The sequence below is a fragment of the Pseudarthrobacter phenanthrenivorans genome (genome assembly GCF_000813845.1).
Taxonomy (GTDB): domain Bacteria; phylum Actinomycetota; class Actinomycetes; order Actinomycetales; family Micrococcaceae; genus Arthrobacter; species Arthrobacter phenanthrenivorans_B.
The window spans coordinates 45,942-62,331 of sequence record NZ_JWTB01000011.1 but is presented as its reverse complement, the minus strand read 5'-3'; the positions used below and the strand labels follow the sequence as shown (position 1 = coordinate 62,331).

Annotated in this window: 16 protein-coding genes; 7 read left to right on the top strand and 9 right to left on the bottom strand. The window is 66.6% G+C overall.

Going from position 1 to position 16,390, the window contains the following annotated elements:
* Positions 1–28: 28 nt before the first annotated feature.
* The 4 genes from RM50_RS05840 to RM50_RS05825 all read right to left on the bottom strand — a co-directional run bounded on the left by RM50_RS05840 (position 29) and on the right by RM50_RS05825 (position 5,165).
* Positions 29–2,224, bottom strand: a complete 2,196-nt coding sequence (locus RM50_RS05840) for a dipeptide ABC transporter ATP-binding protein (protein ID WP_043450860.1) — start codon at positions 2,222–2,224, stop codon at positions 29–31.
* The gene (locus RM50_RS05835) at positions 2,221–3,210 is read right to left on the bottom strand and encodes an ABC transporter permease (RefSeq protein ID WP_043450859.1); all 990 of its coding nucleotides are present in this window, start codon (positions 3,208–3,210) and stop codon (positions 2,221–2,223) included. The genes RM50_RS05840 and RM50_RS05835 overlap by 4 nt, the downstream gene beginning before the upstream one ends.
* 2 nt (positions 3,211–3,212) lie before the next feature.
* The gene (locus RM50_RS05830; RefSeq protein ID WP_043450858.1) at positions 3,213–4,196 is read right to left on the bottom strand and encodes an ABC transporter permease; all 984 of its coding nucleotides are present in this window, start codon (positions 4,194–4,196) and stop codon (positions 3,213–3,215) included.
* Between the two features lie 357 nt (positions 4,197–4,553).
* Complete coding sequence (locus RM50_RS05825) at positions 4,554–5,165, bottom strand: TetR/AcrR family transcriptional regulator (protein WP_043450857.1); 612 nt, start codon at positions 5,163–5,165, stop codon at positions 4,554–4,556.
* Positions 5,166–5,285: 120 nt separating this feature from the next.
* Here RM50_RS05825 and RM50_RS05820 point away from each other — a divergent pair, with 120 nt between their 5' ends.
* The 5 genes from RM50_RS05820 to RM50_RS05800 all read left to right on the top strand — a co-directional run bounded on the left by RM50_RS05820 (position 5,286) and on the right by RM50_RS05800 (position 9,126).
* A complete protein-coding gene (locus RM50_RS05820) occupies positions 5,286–5,843 on the top strand; it encodes an NAD(P)H-dependent oxidoreductase (RefSeq protein WP_043450856.1) in 558 nt (185 codons plus the stop codon).
* Between the two features lie 404 nt (positions 5,844–6,247).
* Positions 6,248–6,802 (top strand): GerMN domain-containing protein, encoded by a 555-nt coding sequence (locus tag RM50_RS05815; protein ID WP_240471896.1) that lies wholly within the window; start codon positions 6,248–6,250, stop codon positions 6,800–6,802.
* Positions 6,803–6,849: 47 nt separating this feature from the next.
* On the top strand, positions 6,850–8,142 hold the full coding sequence (locus tag RM50_RS05810; RefSeq protein ID WP_043450855.1) for a PLP-dependent aminotransferase family protein: 1,293 nt from the start codon (positions 6,850–6,852) through the stop codon (positions 8,140–8,142).
* Positions 8,143–8,185: 43 nt separating this feature from the next.
* A complete protein-coding gene (locus RM50_RS05805) occupies positions 8,186–8,614 on the top strand; it encodes a universal stress protein (protein WP_043450854.1) in 429 nt (142 codons plus the stop codon).
* A gap of 176 nt (positions 8,615–8,790) precedes the next feature.
* Positions 8,791–9,126 (top strand): hypothetical protein, encoded by a 336-nt coding sequence (locus RM50_RS05800; protein ID WP_043450920.1) that lies wholly within the window; start codon positions 8,791–8,793, stop codon positions 9,124–9,126.
* 25 nt (positions 9,127–9,151) lie between these two features.
* On the opposite strand, the gene RM50_RS05795 is transcribed toward RM50_RS05800, so the two are convergent.
* The 5 genes from RM50_RS05795 to RM50_RS05775 all read right to left on the bottom strand — a co-directional run bounded on the left by RM50_RS05795 (position 9,152) and on the right by RM50_RS05775 (position 14,727).
* Positions 9,152–9,769, bottom strand: a complete 618-nt coding sequence (locus RM50_RS05795; protein WP_052259992.1) for a phosphatase PAP2 family protein — start codon at positions 9,767–9,769, stop codon at positions 9,152–9,154.
* A 3-nt stretch (positions 9,770–9,772) separates the two neighbouring features.
* Complete coding sequence (locus RM50_RS05790) at positions 9,773–11,248, bottom strand: dihydrolipoamide acetyltransferase family protein (RefSeq protein WP_043450853.1); 1,476 nt, start codon at positions 11,246–11,248, stop codon at positions 9,773–9,775.
* A gap of 7 nt (positions 11,249–11,255) precedes the next feature.
* Positions 11,256–12,236, bottom strand: a complete 981-nt coding sequence (locus RM50_RS05785; RefSeq protein ID WP_043450851.1) for an alpha-ketoacid dehydrogenase subunit beta — start codon at positions 12,234–12,236, stop codon at positions 11,256–11,258.
* Positions 12,236–13,459 (bottom strand): pyruvate dehydrogenase (acetyl-transferring) E1 component subunit alpha, encoded by a 1,224-nt coding sequence (pdhA, locus tag RM50_RS05780; RefSeq protein WP_043450849.1) that lies wholly within the window; start codon positions 13,457–13,459, stop codon positions 12,236–12,238. Before pdhA ends, RM50_RS05785 begins: the two co-directional genes overlap by 1 nt.
* 149 nt (positions 13,460–13,608) lie before the next feature.
* Complete coding sequence (locus RM50_RS05775) at positions 13,609–14,727, bottom strand: histidinol-phosphate transaminase (protein ID WP_043450848.1); 1,119 nt, start codon at positions 14,725–14,727, stop codon at positions 13,609–13,611.
* A gap of 105 nt (positions 14,728–14,832) precedes the next feature.
* Between RM50_RS05775 and RM50_RS05770 the strand changes: the two genes are divergently transcribed.
* Together RM50_RS05770 and RM50_RS05765 are read left to right on the top strand one after the other, a co-directional pair.
* On the top strand, positions 14,833–15,258 hold the full coding sequence (locus tag RM50_RS05770) for a phage holin family protein (protein WP_043450846.1): 426 nt from the start codon (positions 14,833–14,835) through the stop codon (positions 15,256–15,258).
* Positions 15,259–15,466: 208 nt separating this feature from the next.
* On the top strand, positions 15,467–16,372 hold the full coding sequence (locus RM50_RS05765) for a hypothetical protein (RefSeq protein WP_043450844.1): 906 nt from the start codon (positions 15,467–15,469) through the stop codon (positions 16,370–16,372).
* Positions 16,373–16,390: the final 18 nt, after the last annotated feature.

Below are 16,390 nucleotides of genomic sequence, written 5' to 3'. Positions count from 1 at the left end.
GTGGTGGTGCTTGTGGGGTCGAAAAGTCCTAGGGGGCATGGTCCGCCGTTTCGTGGACCACCAGCATGTCCTCATCCAGTTCCCCGTCCGGGTAGAAGCAGGCGAACTGCTGGTCCGTGGCGGATGCCGCGGCTTCCAGCGGCGGTTCCAGGGTGAGGCACTTCTCCTGCCTGGCCGGCGGCAGCGCCGCGAAGACAGGACACCGCGTGGCGAAATTGCAGCCCTTGGGCGCCTGCAGCGGCGAGGGCAGGTCACCCTGGAGGATGATGCGTTCGCGGGTGCGTTCCAGGTGCGGGTCGGGTACCGGAATGGCGGAGAGCAGGGCCCGGGTGTAGGGGTGGCGGGGGTTGTCGAAGACCCTGTCAACCTCACCGATTTCCACGATCTTGCCCAGGTACATGACCGCAACGCGGTTGGAGATGTGGCGAACCACGGAAAGGTCATGGGCCACCAGCAGGTAGCTCAGGCCCAGTTCGGCGCGCAGGTGGTCCAGGAGGTTGATGACACCGGCCTGGACCGACACGTCGAGGGCGGAGACCGGCTCGTCCAGGACCACCAGTTTGGGGTTGACGGCCAGGGCGCGGGCAATGCCGATGCGCTGCCGCTGGCCGCCGGAGAACTGGTTGGGGAAGCGGTTGACGTGGTCCGGCTGGAGGCCCACGAGCTTCATCAGCTCCATGATCCGCTTCTTGATCGCCGCCTTGTCCATGCCCGCGTTTTGCAGGGGTTCGGCGAGGACTTCGTACACCGTGAACCGGGGGTCCAGCGCGCCGGTGGGGTCCTGGAACACCATTTGGAGTTCCCGGCGCATCCTGCCCTTGGTCTTTGCATCGGCGGCCTGCTTGTTGCTGAGCCCGCCGATCACCACCTCGCCGTCCTGGTCGGGATGGAACTCCATGATTTCCAGGAGCGTGGTGGTCTTGCCCGATCCAGACTCGCCAACGATGGAGAAGCACTCCCCCTCGCGGATGTCGAAGCTCAGGCCGTCGACGGCCTTGACGGTGCCGATCCGGCGCTTGATGAGGGCGCCGCGGGTCAGCGGGAAATGCTTCCGCACGTTGTTGAGCTGCAGCACCGTAGTCCGCTCGGCGCGGGGAATCGCGTCGAATCTTGACACCGGGACCGGCGGGGCGGCGAACACGTCGTGGACATCGACGGTTCCGCCGAGTGATTCGGATTTGATGCAGGCGGCCCGGTGGCCTGCGCCGCCATCCACCGGTGCCAGGGCCGGCTCACCCTCCAGGCAGGCGTCCGAGGCCAGGGGGCAGCGGGGGGCGAAGGAGCAGCCGGTGGGGGCGGTGAGCAGGTTGGGCGGCATGCCCTCGATGGGCACGAGCGAGGACTTCTCCGCGGCATCCACGCGCGGCACGGCGCCAAGCAGGCCCATGGTGTACGGCATCCGCGGGTTGTAGTAGATGTCGTCCACTGCCCCGGTTTCCACCGGCTTGCCGGCGTACATGACCATGATGTCGTCCGCCATGCCGGCCACGACGCCCAGGTCGTGCGTGATCATGACGACGGCGGCACCGGTTTCCTCCTGCGCCGTGTGCAGCACCTCGAGCACCTGTGCCTGGATGGTGACGTCCAGGGCCGTGGTGGGTTCATCGGCGATCAGGACGCGCGGGTTGTTGGCGATGGCGATGGCGATCATGACGCGCTGGCGCATGCCACCGGAGAATTCATGCGGGAAGGCCTTCAACCGTTCCCTGGGGCTGGGGATCCCCACCATCGCCAGGAGTTCGACGGCGCGGGCTTCTTTGGCCTTTTTGCTCATGGCGGGGTTGTGGATGGTCAGCGCTTCGATGATCTGGGTGCCGACGGTAAACACGGGAGTCAGAGAGGAGAGCGGGTCCTGGAACACCATCGCGAGGTCGTTTCCGCGGTAGCCGCACATGGCCTTGTCACTGAGTCCCAGCAGTTCCTGCCCCGTGAGCCGGACGGAACCGGAGACCTGCGCCGTGGGCGGCAGGAGCCCCATGATGGCCAGGGACGTGACGGATTTGCCGGACCCGGACTCTCCCACGATGCCCAGGGTCTTCCCGGGCATGAGGTCGAAGTCCACGCCCCGGACGGCGTGCACCACGCCGTTTTCGGAGTTGAAGCGGACATTCAGGTCCCTGACGGACAGGACGGCGTCAGCCGGCGCATGCAGGCCTGCCACGTGCAGGCGCTCCACCTCGGTCCGTGCGGGCCCGGTGGCTCCGGTGGTGGTTTCGCTGCTCATGCCGTCTTCTTTTCCGTGCGGAGTGTCCGGGCTTTGGTCTTCCTGGCTTTGCCGGTGGAGCTGGACGTGGGGTCGAAGGCGTCCCGCAGGCCGTCGTTCATCATGGCCAGGGATCCGGTCAGCAGGAACATGACGGCCAGGGGAACCCAGAACATCCAGGGGAAGGTTGAGACCTGGGAGGTGGCCTGGCCGATCAGCACGCCCAGGCTCACATCGGGCACCTTGATGCCGATGCCGATGAAGGAGAAGGCCACCTCGGCGAGGATGGCGGCAGTGACGCCGCGGGTGATGTCCAGGATCAGCAGCGAGCCGATGTTGGGCACCAGGTGGCGCCAGACGATCCGGCGCGGAGGAACGCCCATGTACTGGGCCGCCTTGACGAAGTCGCGCTGCATGAGGGACATGGACATGGAGCGGATCAGGCGGGCCGTGCCCATCCAGCTGAAGACCAGCAGCACGATGATGAGCAGCAGCCAGGAAGGAAGGTCGCGTTTCAGTCCGGCGCCTCCGCCACTGGTGGCGACGGCCACCACCAGGAGGGCGGGCATCATGATCAGCGCCTCCAGGACGAACAGCATGACCTTGTCCACCTTGCCGCCGAAGTACGCCATGGTGCAGCCGTAGACGGCGGCGATCAGGACGGACACGAGGCCCACCACCAGGCCGATCAGGATGGAGATCCGGGTGCCCTCCACCGTCATCGCATAGAGGTCGATTCCCGCCTGGGAGGTGCCGAGGTAGTGCTCGGCGGACGGGGGCATTCCGATGCTGAAGGGGTCGATGGTTTCCTTGTCCCACTGGGTGAAGAATCCGCCAATGAAGGAAAAGAGGGTCAGGGCCAGGAAGATGGCCAGGCCGGCCACTGCGGTCCTGTTGCGCAGGAAGCGGCGGAAGATGATGGTGGTCTTGCCGATGACGACGTCGGCGCTTTCCAGGTGCGCGTCCTGCGCCACGGCTGCCGGGTCGACGGCGTTCAGGTTGGTCATTGCTACTGCACCCGCACTCTCGGGTCGACAAGCGTGGTGGCGAAGTCCGCCAGGATGGCGCCCAGGGCGAAGATCACGGAGCCGTAGGCCAGGGTGGCGGTGGCGGCGTTGACGTCCTGCAGCGAGATGGCGTCGATGCTCCAGGAGCCGACGCCGGGCCACGCGAAGATCTTTTCGGCGAAGAAACCGCCGGCAAAGATGGCCGGAATGGTGAACGCGATGCTCTGGGCCACCGGAATGAAGGAGACACGAAGCGCGTGCCGGGCAATGGCCTGGTTCCGGCTCAGTCCCTTGGCCCTGGCGGTGCGGACAAAGTCGGCGTTCACGTTGTCCAGAAGGTACTGCCGCTGGGCTATCTGGTAGGCACCCCAGCCCACGAGCGTGATGGCGACGGTGGGGACCGCGTAGTGCGCCAGCAGGTCGGCAAACTGGGGCCATCCGGCGGCGACGCCGGGGGTGGAGATGCCGGTGACGAAGAAGATCCGGTCCCCCACGGACTCGTTGATGTTGATGGCCGCCAGCTGCACCAGGAAGTACGCAATCGGTGCCGGCACGATGTACGCCAGGTAGCTGTAGGACGTGATGACGCGGTCCTGGAACTTGTACTGCCGGGCTGCCGAGTAGACGCCCAGTGCCACGCCGATGACGAGGGTGAGGATGATGGACGCCAGGAAGAGCCGGGTGGAGATCCACACACGGTCCCCGAACTCGGCGTTGATGTAGGCGCCGTTGGGGCTCCGGCCCCAGTCCCAGCGGGTGACGATGCCGGTGAGCCAGTCAACGTAGCGTTCCCATGGGCTGAGGTCGGGGTCCAGTCCCTTCAGGCGCATGGAGTTGGCAACCTGTTCGGGGGTGGGGCGGGGAATGCGTTCCTGTTCCAGCAGAGCCGGCTTCAGCGAGCTGACCGCCAGGAAGTAGCCTGCAGATGTGGTGAGGAAGATCATCACCAGGTAAGTAATGCCGCGCTTGGCGAGGTACTTGAGCATGGAGGCTAATTCTTCGGCAGTGCCGCCGGGAGGTGGGCGGGAGAACACGCCGGTGTCCACTGGTGCACCATGCTGCCGGCCACATCAACCATCACTGCTGGATCCTTCCGTCTGCCCCGGCCAAGCACGGATTGTGCCGCCCCACCGGGGTCCTGCACCAGCGGGTAGCTGGCCTCCCGCGGCCCGAAGGGCAGGTCCTGGTGGACTATGTCGCGGGTCACATTCCAGAGGAAACTATCACAAGCCCCCGCGCGAAAAGGGCGTGAACAGACCGAAAACCGGCGCGCCGTATCAGATCGTTATGAATAGTTCTGTGAAGTTGGCTTGACTGGACGGAGGCCGCTTGAACCGCGTAATCTACGCCGCTCCGGCCACGCGTGTGACAAGTTCACGCCATGAATCGGCCAGGCGAAGGGGGGTGACTCCGTGCTCCCGGATGAGGTGCAGCAGGCGCTCGGGGTCCAGGGTGGCGGTCAGGGAGCCGGCCAGGAGCCATGGCTCCGGGGACTCGGAACCGGCCGCACGCAGCAGCATCTCCACGTGCCGGGTCCAGAGCGCCGCAGCGGGTACTTCAAACCTGCTCCGGGAGGCATGCCCGGCGGCGAGGACCAGGTCCCCGTACTCCACCACGTAGGCAATCCGCTCGGTTCCGAAGGCGACCAGCCGGTCCAGCGGCGGGGCGCCGGGTCCCAGCGGCGGGGGGCCGGAGAGGAAGCGGGCCTGGAACGCCGCCTCCGAGTCGTTAAGGAGGGTCAGCATCAGGCCGGCCCGGCTGCCGAAGCGGCGGAAGACAGTGCCTTTGCCCACCCCGGCGTGCCCGGCCAGCCGGTCCATGGTCAGGGCGGCAGCCCCGCCCTGCTCAATCAGTTCGCGGGCAGCCACCAGGAGGCGTTCCCGGTTCCGGGCGGCGTCGCGGCGCTCGGCGGCCGTCACGGGGCTCGCCTCCGGCCGCACTGGGATGGAACTCACAGAGACAGTCTAGCCACGGGGAATAGAACCGGACTGCGGTCCGTTTAGTCTGGTGAAGGCTTGATGAGCCTGATGTCTGACCGAACGCGGCCCCCGCCGCGCCCCTAGCCAGGAGTTTCCATGACCAAGAGCACCGTCCTTACCCTCGTCGGCAGCCTTCGCGCCGAATCCACCAACCAGAAGCTGGCCGAAGCCATCCAGCTCAACGCCCCCGAGCAGGTGGACGTGGTAATCCACGAGAGCCTGGGCAACATCCCGTTCTATAACGAGGACATCGACGTCGAAGGCCAGGTCCCGGCCGCGGCTGCAGCCCTCCGCGCGGCCGCCGAACAGGCTGACGCCCTCCTGCTGGTCACGCCCGAACACAACGGCACCGTTCCCGCCGCCCTGAAGAATGCCATTGACTGGCTGTCCCGTCCGTTCGGCGCGGGCGCGCTGGCAGGCAAGCCCACCGCCGTCGTCGGCACCGCCTTCGGCCAGTACGGTGGCGTCTGGGCCCAGGATGAGGCCCGCAAGGCAGCCGGCATCGCGGGCGCCCAGGTCCTGGAGGACGTCAAGCTCGCCGTTCCCGGTTCCATGGTGCGGTTCGCTGACGTGCACCCGAAGGATGACGCCGAGGTTGTGGCGCAGATCAAGGGCGTCTTCGACTCCCTGGCGGCAGCAGCACCGGCCGCCTAGCCTGACGGCAACGCGGCGCCCGGCACGTTCCCGACGTGCCGGGCGCTGCCGGCTTAAGGCCACTGAAAGGCCGTGACCAAGTCTTGTCCCAAACGGTACCGGGCGGACATCTTTTCCGGCAGGAACGGCCGTAGCGTTAATCCACTGGAGCGACCGGATCGGATTTGCGGTGCCGCATGGCAGACATATGGAGCTGGATCAGGCCTGGACGCGGCACTGCGGCAGCCGCGGGATGCATTGTGTTGCTGCTTACGGGCTGCAGCCCGGCGCCGCCTCCGGGCCAGCCGCCCGTCACCCGCGCAACCGGGGAAGCCGGCACGCCCGCGCCCGCGGCGCCGATAGCTGTTCCCACCCCGAATCCCGGCGCAGAGCCCGGTACAGCCCCGGGACGGATGCCCCGAAGCGTGGAAAGCCAGCAGCGTTCAGCAACGCCCCCGGGCCCCGCAGGCGGCCCGGATGCGGCGGAATCTACCGGCAGCCCCCGGCTGTCCTCCACCAACGCGGAACCGCCGGGCCCGGCCGGTACGGCGGTAGCCCCGGGCACCACGGTAACGGCCTACTTCGTACTGCTGGACGACGGCGGCAGGCACGGGGTCCGCTTTGGCTGCAACGACAGCCTGGTCGGCTCCCCGCAAGGGAGCGCGGCGGGGGATGAGCCGCTCAAGACGGCCATCAGCGCCCTCCTCAGGCCCGGGCAGAAGGCGGGGAACCTGTACAACGCCCTGGGCACGTCGCGGCTGCGGTTCCTTTCCGGCAGCTTCGATGGCCCCACCGTCAGGGTCTACCTCGCGGGAACCCTGGATCCAGCCGGAGCGTGCGACCTTCCCAGGGTCGAAGCCCAGCTCACCCAGACGGCCCTTGAAGCCTCGGGGGCCGTCCGGGCGAACATCTACCTGAACGGCGAGTTGCTGGACGACTACCTGGACCATGCCCGGGCGGAACCCACCGGTAATCGTTGATAAACAGATGTTGCTTTTCAGGCAACACATGGCTGTATCCTGACCTTGTGACCCACGAAACACTTGATGCCGCTGCGGGGACGTTGCCCGCCGAAGCCATTGATGCGATTGAGCGTGCCGCCACCTCTGCCCACCGGCACGAGGAACTGTTCTCGGAACGCGCGGCGAACATCCGCCAGTCGGCGGTCAGGGACGTCTTCGACATCTCGATGCGGCCCGGGCTGGTCTCCCTGGCCGGGGGGAGCCCGTATCTCCAGTCACTTCCCCTGGACCGCCTGGCCGCGACCGCCGCCAGGATCATTGCGGAGGACGGACTGACCGCCCTTCAGTACGGGGCGGGCCAGGGCACGGAGGAACTCCGCGCGCAGATCTGCGATGTCATGGCCGCCGAAGGCATCCTTGATGCCAAGCCGCAGAACGTGGTGATCACTGCCGGTTCCCAGTCCGCCCAGGACATTGCCACCAAACTTTTCTGCAACCCGGGTGACGTGGTGCTGGTGGAGGATCCCACCTATGTTGGGGCCCTTAACACCTTCGAGGCCTACCAGGTCCAGGTGGAGACGGTGGAGATGGACCAGTACGGCCTGGTGCCGGAACTGCTGGAGGCCCGGATCGCGGCGCTCCAGCTCGCAGGCAGGAGCATCAAGTTCCTCTACACCATTCCCAACTTCAACAACCCGTCCGGGATCACCCTGGCAAGGGAACGCCGGCAGCAGGTGGTCGATATCTGCCGGCGGGCGAACATCCTCATCCTGGAGGACAACCCGTATGGCCTGCTCCGCTTCGAGGGGGAGGCGCTGGCCCCCCTGCGGGCCGCGAACCCGGACGACGTCATCTACCTGGGGTCGTTTTCCAAGATTTTCGCACCCGGCCTCCGGATCGGCTGGGCCCTGGTGCCCGAACACCTCCAGCGCCGCTACTATCTTGCCGCGGAGTCGGTGACGCTCTGCCCCCCTGCCCTGAACCAGATGCTCGTTTCCGCCTACCTGCGCGAATACGACTGGAAGGGCCAGATCGAAACCTACCGCGGACTGTACGCGGAACGCTGCCGGGCCATGCTGGCAGCCCTGCACGAACACATGCCGGCCGGGACCACCTGGACCAGCCCGCAGGGCGGCTTCTTCGTCTGGGTGACCCTGCCCGAGGGCGTTGACACCTACCCGCTGCTGCACAAGGCGATCGATGCCGGAGTCGTGTTTATCCCCGGCGCCGCCTTCACGCCGTCGGACGAGCCGTCCAACAAGCTGCGTCTCGCCTTCAGCGCAGTGCCTCCGGACGCCATCGCCGAGGGCGTGCGCCGACTGGCCGGGGTACTGCAGGAAGCCATCCCGGGCCTGTAGCGTAAGCCCCACGAGTGCCGAAACCGAGCAAAGGAGCATGCACATGGGTGGAATCATCGTTGTAGGGGTTGACGGCAGCGAAACCGCGAAGAAGGCGGCCGAGTCGGCCCGGGACCTGGCGGCGGCGCTGGACGCTTCGCTGCATGTCGTATCGGCCTTCGACAGTGACCGGACCGAAGTCTTCGGCAGCGGCAGCGACCGCTGGATCGTGTCGGACGCGGACGCCGCGGAGCAGGTGGCGCGCACCGTTGCCGAGTCCCTGGGCCGCGACATTAAGGTCACCTACTCGGCTGCCCGCGGCCGGCCCGCGGACGCCCTGATCAAGGAAGCCCTGCGGATGGAGGCACGCATCATCGTGGTGGGCAACCGGCGCATGCAGGGGATCGGCCGCGTCCTTGGAAGCGTGGCCAACAGCGTGGCCCACAACGCTCCGTGCGATGTCTACATCGCGAACACCTACGACGCCGACTAAGCCCTTGCTGCCGGCGGGAGCGTAACCCCGGACACTCCCCGTGGTGGCGGATATCGCTGCGGGGGGTGTCCGTTCTCACCGCCGTATCACCGTTTCAGCTGCTGGCGCAAAGATAAAATTGTAGCGGCCCCAAAGGCGTGGACATCGACGATTCCACCTCCAGCGAAGGGCTCCCCTTGATTACTCTCCAGCGCCGCCAGCTCGTAGGCCACGACATCCTCCTGGCCCGCCACGGCAACCACATCAGCTCCATGCGCGTGGACCGCAGCAACGGCCGGGTTGTGGCACTCCTTGATGACGGCAGCCTGGACAGCGCACCGAACCTCATCGCTCCGGACCTCCAGCTCCCGCAGACGGTGCGGAGCGTCCTGCGCGAAGACTGGAAGCTGCTGGGCGCCTGGGCGGGAATGGCTGCCCTGATGGGTGGGCTCATGACGGCAGCAGCGGTGGTCCTTGGAACCACGGCTGACCCCGCAATCCTCGACGCCCTCACTGCCTACAACGCCTACTAGGTCCAACGGACCGGTGCCGGAGCGGTCAGCCGACCAGCAAGCCCTCCAGCACCCACCAGATCCCGGCCATCACCACACCGCCGAAAAGCGAACCCGCCACGACCTGCGCCGGGGAATGGGCCCGCAGCACCACGCGTGACCAGCTGACCGCCGGGACCAGGAGCAGCAGCGGAGCCCAGGCGGCACCGAGCATCAGCACGGAGACGACGGCGGCGCAGGAGATGGCAGCGGCATGGCCGCTCATCTTCCAGAACGGGCTGACACCGGCCAGCACGGCCACCCCGCCCACCACCGCGAGGACCATGGTTATTACGCTCCTGGGGGCGTCCACCGCGCCGAGCACCAGCAGCCCCACAGCGATGCAGCCCAGGGCCATCAGCAGCACCGGCGCACGCTGCTTCCGGTCGCTCACATGATGGTCTGTGACTTTTCCCAGCCTGACCAGGACCAGCAGCACCGCCAGCGGAAGCACGCAGACGAAGAGGGCCGCCAGCGCCCCGTAGCCCATGGTTCCGGGGAAACCGTCCTCCGCCAGGGGACTGATCAACAGCTGGAGGGTTACCACCACCGGCGGCTGGAAGACTTCGGTCAGCCACTTTGCGGTGCGGTTCTTGATCCGGATTGTTCCGCTGGTTATGGTCACCGGTCAGTCCAGGAGGAGCGCGGGCTCTTCCAGGATGGCCGCGACGTCCGCCATGAACCGCGCGGACAGGTCCCCATCCACCACCCGGTGGTCGAAGGATCCGCCCAGCGTGGTGATCCACCGGGGAATTACCTCACCGTCCAGGACCCACGGCTTCTGCTTGATGGTGCCGAAGGCCACGATGGCCACCTCGCCGGGGTTGATGATCGGGGTGCCCGTGTCGATGCCGAGGGCACCGATGTTGGTGATGGTGAGCGTCCCGCCCTGCATTTCCGCCGGCTGCGTCTTCCCGGCACGGGCAGTGGTGGCAAGGTTGTTCAGGGCAAGGGCCAGTTCCTTCAGGGAAAGGTCCTGGGCGTTCTTGATGTTGGGAACCATCAGCCCGCGCGGGGTGGCCGCGGCGATGCCCAGGTTCATGAAGTGCTTGACGTGGATCTCGGCGGTGTCGGAGCCTTCGCTGTCCACCCACGACGCGTTCACGCTGGGGTTCCTCGCGGCGGCCCAGATGACGGCCTTGGCCAGGATGAGCAGCGGGGAGACCTTGATGCCCTCGAAGTCCCTCGAGGCTTTGAGCCGTTTGACGAACTCCATGGTGCGGCTGGCGTCGACGTCCACGAAGATGCTGACGTGCGGGGCTGCGAAGGCGGATTCCACCATGGCCTTGGCGGTGGCTTTGCGGACGCCCTTGACGGGGATCCGTTCAACCCGCTGGTCCTGCGGCTTTCCGGCCTTGCCCCAGAAGCCGTCTGCCTTGTCCAGTTCGGCGTCCCGCTGGGCCTGGTAGCTGACCAGGTCCTCCCGCGTCACCTCACCGCGTGAACCGGTGGCCACGACGTCCGCCAGGTCGATGCCCAGGTCGCGGGCGATCTTGCGGACCGGCGGCTTGGCCAGGACCCGGTTGACCAGGCCCGTGATGGTTCCGCCCAGGGTCGGCCGGTTGTCGACGACGGCGGTTTCGCCAGCGGACACCGCAGCGGGCGTCCGGGGCTGGACAGGCTCAACCTGGGGGGCGTTGGCCGTCACCGCTGCGGCGGGCGCCGTCTTCCGCGGCCGCCGCTTGACGGCGTCCGCCTTGGGTCCGGAACCCACCAGGGGACCGCCGGCCGGGGCACCGCCGCCAGCGCCGCCGTCGGCCGGTTCATCCTCCGGAAGCTTGCCATAGAGCGGCTGCTCCGGCACGTCCGGGGAGTGCGGAGCTTCGGGGGCGCGGACGTCTGCGGGCGTGGGGTCGCCGGATACCTGGTCACTGACGCTGATGATCGGGGTGCCGACATCGACAGTCACGCCCTCATCCACCAGAAGCTCAGTGACGGTCCCGGCAAAGGGGGACGGCAGTTCCACGATGGACTTGGCGGTTTCGATCTCGCACAGGACGTCATTGATGGCGACGGCGTCACCCGGCTTGACCTTCCAGGAGACGATTTCCGCTTCGGTGAGGCCCTCGCCGACGTCGGGCAGGTTGAACTTGTTCAGGGTCATGGTGTCCTCAGTAGGAGAGGGCGCGGTCCAGCGCCTCCAGGATGCGGTCGATGTCCGGTAGGTAGTCTTCCTCCACCTTGGCAACGGGGTACGGCATGTGGAATCCGCCGACGCGGATGACGGGGGCCTCCAGTGAATGGAAGGCGCGTTCGCTGATGCGGGCCGCGATTTCGCCGCCGATTCCGCCGAACGTGGGCGCTTCGTGGGCCACGATCAGGCGGCCGGTTTTCTGGACGGAGGCGGTCACGGTGTCGAAGTCGAGCGGCGAGATGGACCGCAGGTCGATGACCTCGACGCTCCGGCCGTCCTCCTCGGCGGCGTTGGCGGCAGCGAGGGCAACCGGCACCAAGGGGCCGTAGGCCACGATGGTGGCATCGGTGCCTTCGCGGAGCACGTGGGCCTTGAACGGATCCCCTGCCGGGCCGGGGGCCTGGACATCGACGTCTCCCTTGAGCCAATAGCGGCGCTTCGGTTCGAAGATGATGACCGGGTCCTGGCACTCCACCGCCTGCTGGATCATCCAGTAGGCATCGTGGGGGTTGGAGGGAGTGATGATGCGCAGGCCGGCCGTGTGGGCGAACAGGGCCTCCGGGGACTCGGAGTGGTGCTCCACGGAACCGATGCCGCCGCCGTACGGGATGCGGATGACCACGGGAACTGTGAGGTTGCCGTTGCTGCGTGCATGCATCTTGGCCAGCTGGGTGGTGATCTGGTTGAAGCCCGGGAAGACAAACCCGTCGAACTGGATCTCGCAGACGGGGCTGTACCCGCGCAGCGCGAGGCCGATCGCAGTCCCGATGATGCCGGATTCAGCCAGCGGGGTGTCCACCACGCGGTCAGGGCCGAACTCTCCGATCAGGCCGTCTGTCACCCGGTAGACGCCGCCCAGCGGACCGATATCCTCCCCCATCAGCAGGGACTTGGGGTTGGCGGCCAGCGTGGCGCGGAGGCCCTCGTTGATGGCCTTGGCGATGGTCATGGTGGGCATCAGTGGCCTGCCTTTGCTGCGTGTCCGGCGGGCTCTTCGCCGCCCGCGAATCCTGCGCTGTATTCCTCGAACCACGCCAGTTCCTCGGCCACGAGCGGGTGGGCTTCGGCATAGACGTTCGCGAAGGCCTGGCGGATATCCGGGTTTTCAAGGTCGTGGGCAGTGCGCCGGACGTAGGCAGCGAGATCGTCGCCGTCGGCCTTGACCTTGGCGAAGAAGTCGTCGCCGGCAAGGTCCTGCGCACGGAGGTACTTTTCGAGCCTGGCCAGCGGGTCCTTGGCGCGCCAGGCGTCCTCCTCCGCGGACTGGCGGTATTTGGTGGGATCGTCAGCGGTGGTGTGGGCCCCCACCCGGTAGGTGAAGGCCTCGATCAGGACCGGTCCGTTGCCCTGGCGGGCATGTTCCAGGGCCCATTCGGTGACGGCGTGCACGGCGATGACGTCATTGCCGTCCACGCGGACGCCCGGGAAGCCGTAGCCCTTGGCGCGGTTGGAGAGCGGGACGCGGGTTTGGACGTTGGTGGGCACGGAGATGGCCCAGTGGTTGTTCTGGCAGAAGAACACCACGGGCGCCTTGTAGGAGGAGGCGAAGACCATGGATTCGTGCACATCGCCTTCAGAGCTGGCGCCATCACCGAAGTAGGCAATGACGGCCGCCTCCGGCTGCCTGCCTGCGCCGCCGGCGAGCTTCTGGTCCCGCTGGATGCCCATCGCATAGCCCACGGCGTGCAGGGTCTGTGCGGCGAGCACCAGGGTATAGAGGTGGAAGTTGGTGTCCTTGGGGTTCCAGCCGCCGTTGGAAACCCCGCGGAACTGCCGCAGGAGTTCAGCCAGGTCGACGTTCCGGGTCAGGGCAACACCGTGCTCCCGGTAGGTGGGGAAAATGTAGTCCTGCGGCTGGCTTGCCCGTCCGGACCCGATCTGGGCCGCTTCCTGGCCGGTGAGCGGGACCCAGAGCGCCAGCTGGCCCTGGCGCTGGAGCGCGGTTGCTTCGACATCGAACCGGCGGATTGCGGCCATGTCGGCATAGAGCCCCCGCAGGTCCTCGGGTGTGAGCTTGTCTGCGTAGCTGCTGAAGACCGGATCGGCGCCGAGCTTGCCGTCCGGTCCAAGCAGCTGCACCATCTGGGCCGCGGGCTCGCCCATGACGGCTTCAGCATCGGCTTCCCGCTGGTCGTCTACCGCTGTTCCTTCGAACTCGGTGGAAGGCAGATGAGTGCCCATACCGTCTCCTTGCTTGCCGCATCCGGATGCAATGCAATGTCGCTGGGATATATGCCGCTCAAGGAATACATTCCTGGTGCGGCATATACATTGGCTTGTTGATCCTAACTTTATCTTCGGTAAGTAGCGGGAGGGCTACTTGTTAAGTGCTAGGAAGTTGCAGGTGCCTTTGTATAGTCGGCACACAATTCGAGGAAACGGGTGTTGGCCTCGGGCTCCCCGATGCTCACCCTCACACCCTCGCCAGGGAAGGCCCGCACCGAAAGGGCCCGCGCGCCCGCCTGCTCCGCAAAGGCGGCACTTTCACTCCCCAGGGCGAGCCAGACGAAGTTGCCCTGGGCGTCCGGAATGTCCCATCCCAGCCCGCGGAGGCCTGCGGTTACCCGGTCCCGCTCGTCCACGAGTTTTTGTACCCTCTCCACAACCTGGCCGTAATTCCGGAGGGAAACAATTGCTGCCCGTTCGGCGATTTGGGACACCGCGAACGGTGTCGCGGCAACCCGCAGGTACTGGGTCAGTTCCGGGTGGGAGACGCTGTACCCGACGCGGAGCCCTGCCAGGCCGTGCGCCTTGGAAAAGGTCCTGAGCACCACCACGTTGGGGTATTTCCGGTAGAGGTCGATCCCGTCCACGGCGTCCGCCGCCCTGACGAACTCCTGGTAGGCCTCGTCGATGACCACCACCACGTCGGCGGGGACGGACCGGATGAAGGCTTCCGTTTCCGCTGCCGTGAGTGCAGGGCCGGTGGGATTGTTGGGCGTGCAGAGGAGGATGACTTTGGTGCGTGCACTGACCGCCGCAGCCATGGCGTCGAGGTCATGCCGCCCGTCCGCGGTCACGGGAATGCGGACACTCTCGGCGCCCGACAACCCCACGCTGATGGGATACGCCTCGAACGACCGCCATGCGTAGATGACTTCGTCGGCCTTGCCGTCCTCGTTCCGTCCTGCGAAGGCCGCAAGGATCTGGTTGAGGGCGCCCAGGCTTCCTGCTCCGGTCACGATGTCCTCTGCAGGCACGCCAAGGAACTCCGCGAGCGCGGCCCGGAGTTTGCTGCTCAGCGGATCGGGGTAGCGGTTGAAGTCCGCCTGGTCGGCTATCGCGGCCAGCACGGCGGGAATCGGCGGCAGCGGGTTTTCGTTGGAGGACAGCTTGTAGCTGGCCAGCCCCTGGACGGTGGCCGGCGGCTTCCCTGCGGCGTAGCGGGGCAGCAGGTCCAGCACCGGGCGCGGCGCTGGTCCGCCGGCCCTGGTCTCAGAAGAAGTCATGGCTCCTAGCCTACGTCCAAGCTACGGCGGGCATCCGGCAGTCGCCGGCTGAAATTCAGGGCCGGCAATCAGCCTCCCGGCAGGCCCGTATGGAAGCATGGTGGCATGGGTTCATTCATCCTCCGGGTCATCGTCAACGCGGCAGCTCTCTGGGTGGCCAGCTGGATCCTGCCGGGCATGGACATCTCCAGCACCGCCGCCTCCGACGCCGTGGCCAGGACGGGCATTTCACTGGACACCGGAACCATCGGCATTGTTGTGGCCTACCTCTTCATCGGGCTGATCTTCGGCGTGGTGAACGCCTTCGTGCGGCCGCTGGTGCGGCTTCTGGCACTTCCCATCACCATCCTGACCCTTGGCCTGTTTGCCATCGTCATCAATGCTGCGATGTTGTACCTGACGGCCTGGATCAGCAGTTACACGCCGGTCCACCTGACCATCGACTCCTTTTTCTGGACTGCCGTCCTGGCCGCGATCATCATCTCCCTCGTATCACTGGTGGCCGGTTTGCTGCCAGGTGGCCGGCGCTGACGCGCAGGGGCGGAAGTCCGTCCAGCTGAGGCGGCAGCTTAAGTAGGCAGCGCCTTCCGAGCAGGTACCAACAGGTGCCACGCTGCCCCTAAACCCTCCAAAGTCCAGTACCGGCTACCCATGACCTCTGCCTGCCGGCCCTTCTAGGCTGCCAACCGGGCCCCCAAAAGGCCCACGTTGTCAGTTCCGAAAAGACGGTGGCCTACGCATGAAATTCCCCAGAATCCTGGTTGCTGCCTGCCTGCTGTCCGCGTTGCCTGTCGGGCCGGCCCATGCAGGAGCCGATACGGGGCCTGCCCGGGACAACGCTGCCCTTGGCAACGACATCTCCTGGCCCCAGTGCGGAGCTGATCTTCCCGATCCCCCCGCCTTCGCCATTGTGGGCGTGAACGGCGGGCGCCCGGACACCGTCAATCCATGCCTGGCAGCCCAGCTTGCCTGGGGGGACCGCAGCGCTGAGTCGGCCGCGGGCAAACCCGCAGCGGTGTATGTGAATACGGCGGCGACAGGTCCCGTGGATTCCTTGTGGTGGCCGGGGGACAACACCTATCGGGGCGCGAACGTCAGCAACCCGTATGGCAGCTGCGACGGCAGCGAATCGCCGGCGTGCGCCTACGTCCACGGGTACGCCACGGCCGGCGATGATGTGGCAATCCTGAAGGATGCCGGTGACCCGGCACGGCGCACGTGGTGGCTGGACGTCGAAACCGGGAACAGCTGGTTGTGGAACAAGGCGATCAATGCTGCGGAACTGGAGGGCATGGCCGCATACCTGCAGGGCATCGGCGTCGAAGTCGGCATTTACTCCACTGCGTACCAGTTCGGTGAAATTGTGGGTGACGTGGGCGCGGGCAGCAATCTTTACCGGCTGGCGAGCTGGCTCGCAGGTGCCGAATCCACTGCATCTGCCCGGGAGTACTGCGGAGCCGCGCCGCTGACTGGCGGCGGGGTGGTCACGACAACCCAGTTCACCGAAGGCGATCTCGACTACAACTACAAGTGCCCCGTGGCTGCGCCGGAACCTGCGCCCCAACCGGCGCCGGAGCCCGCCGGGACGCCGGGCAAGACGCGTGCCCGGGCCTACGCGGAGCTGCACGCAGCGCAGATCTCCTGACACCGGCGCCTGGCCCCA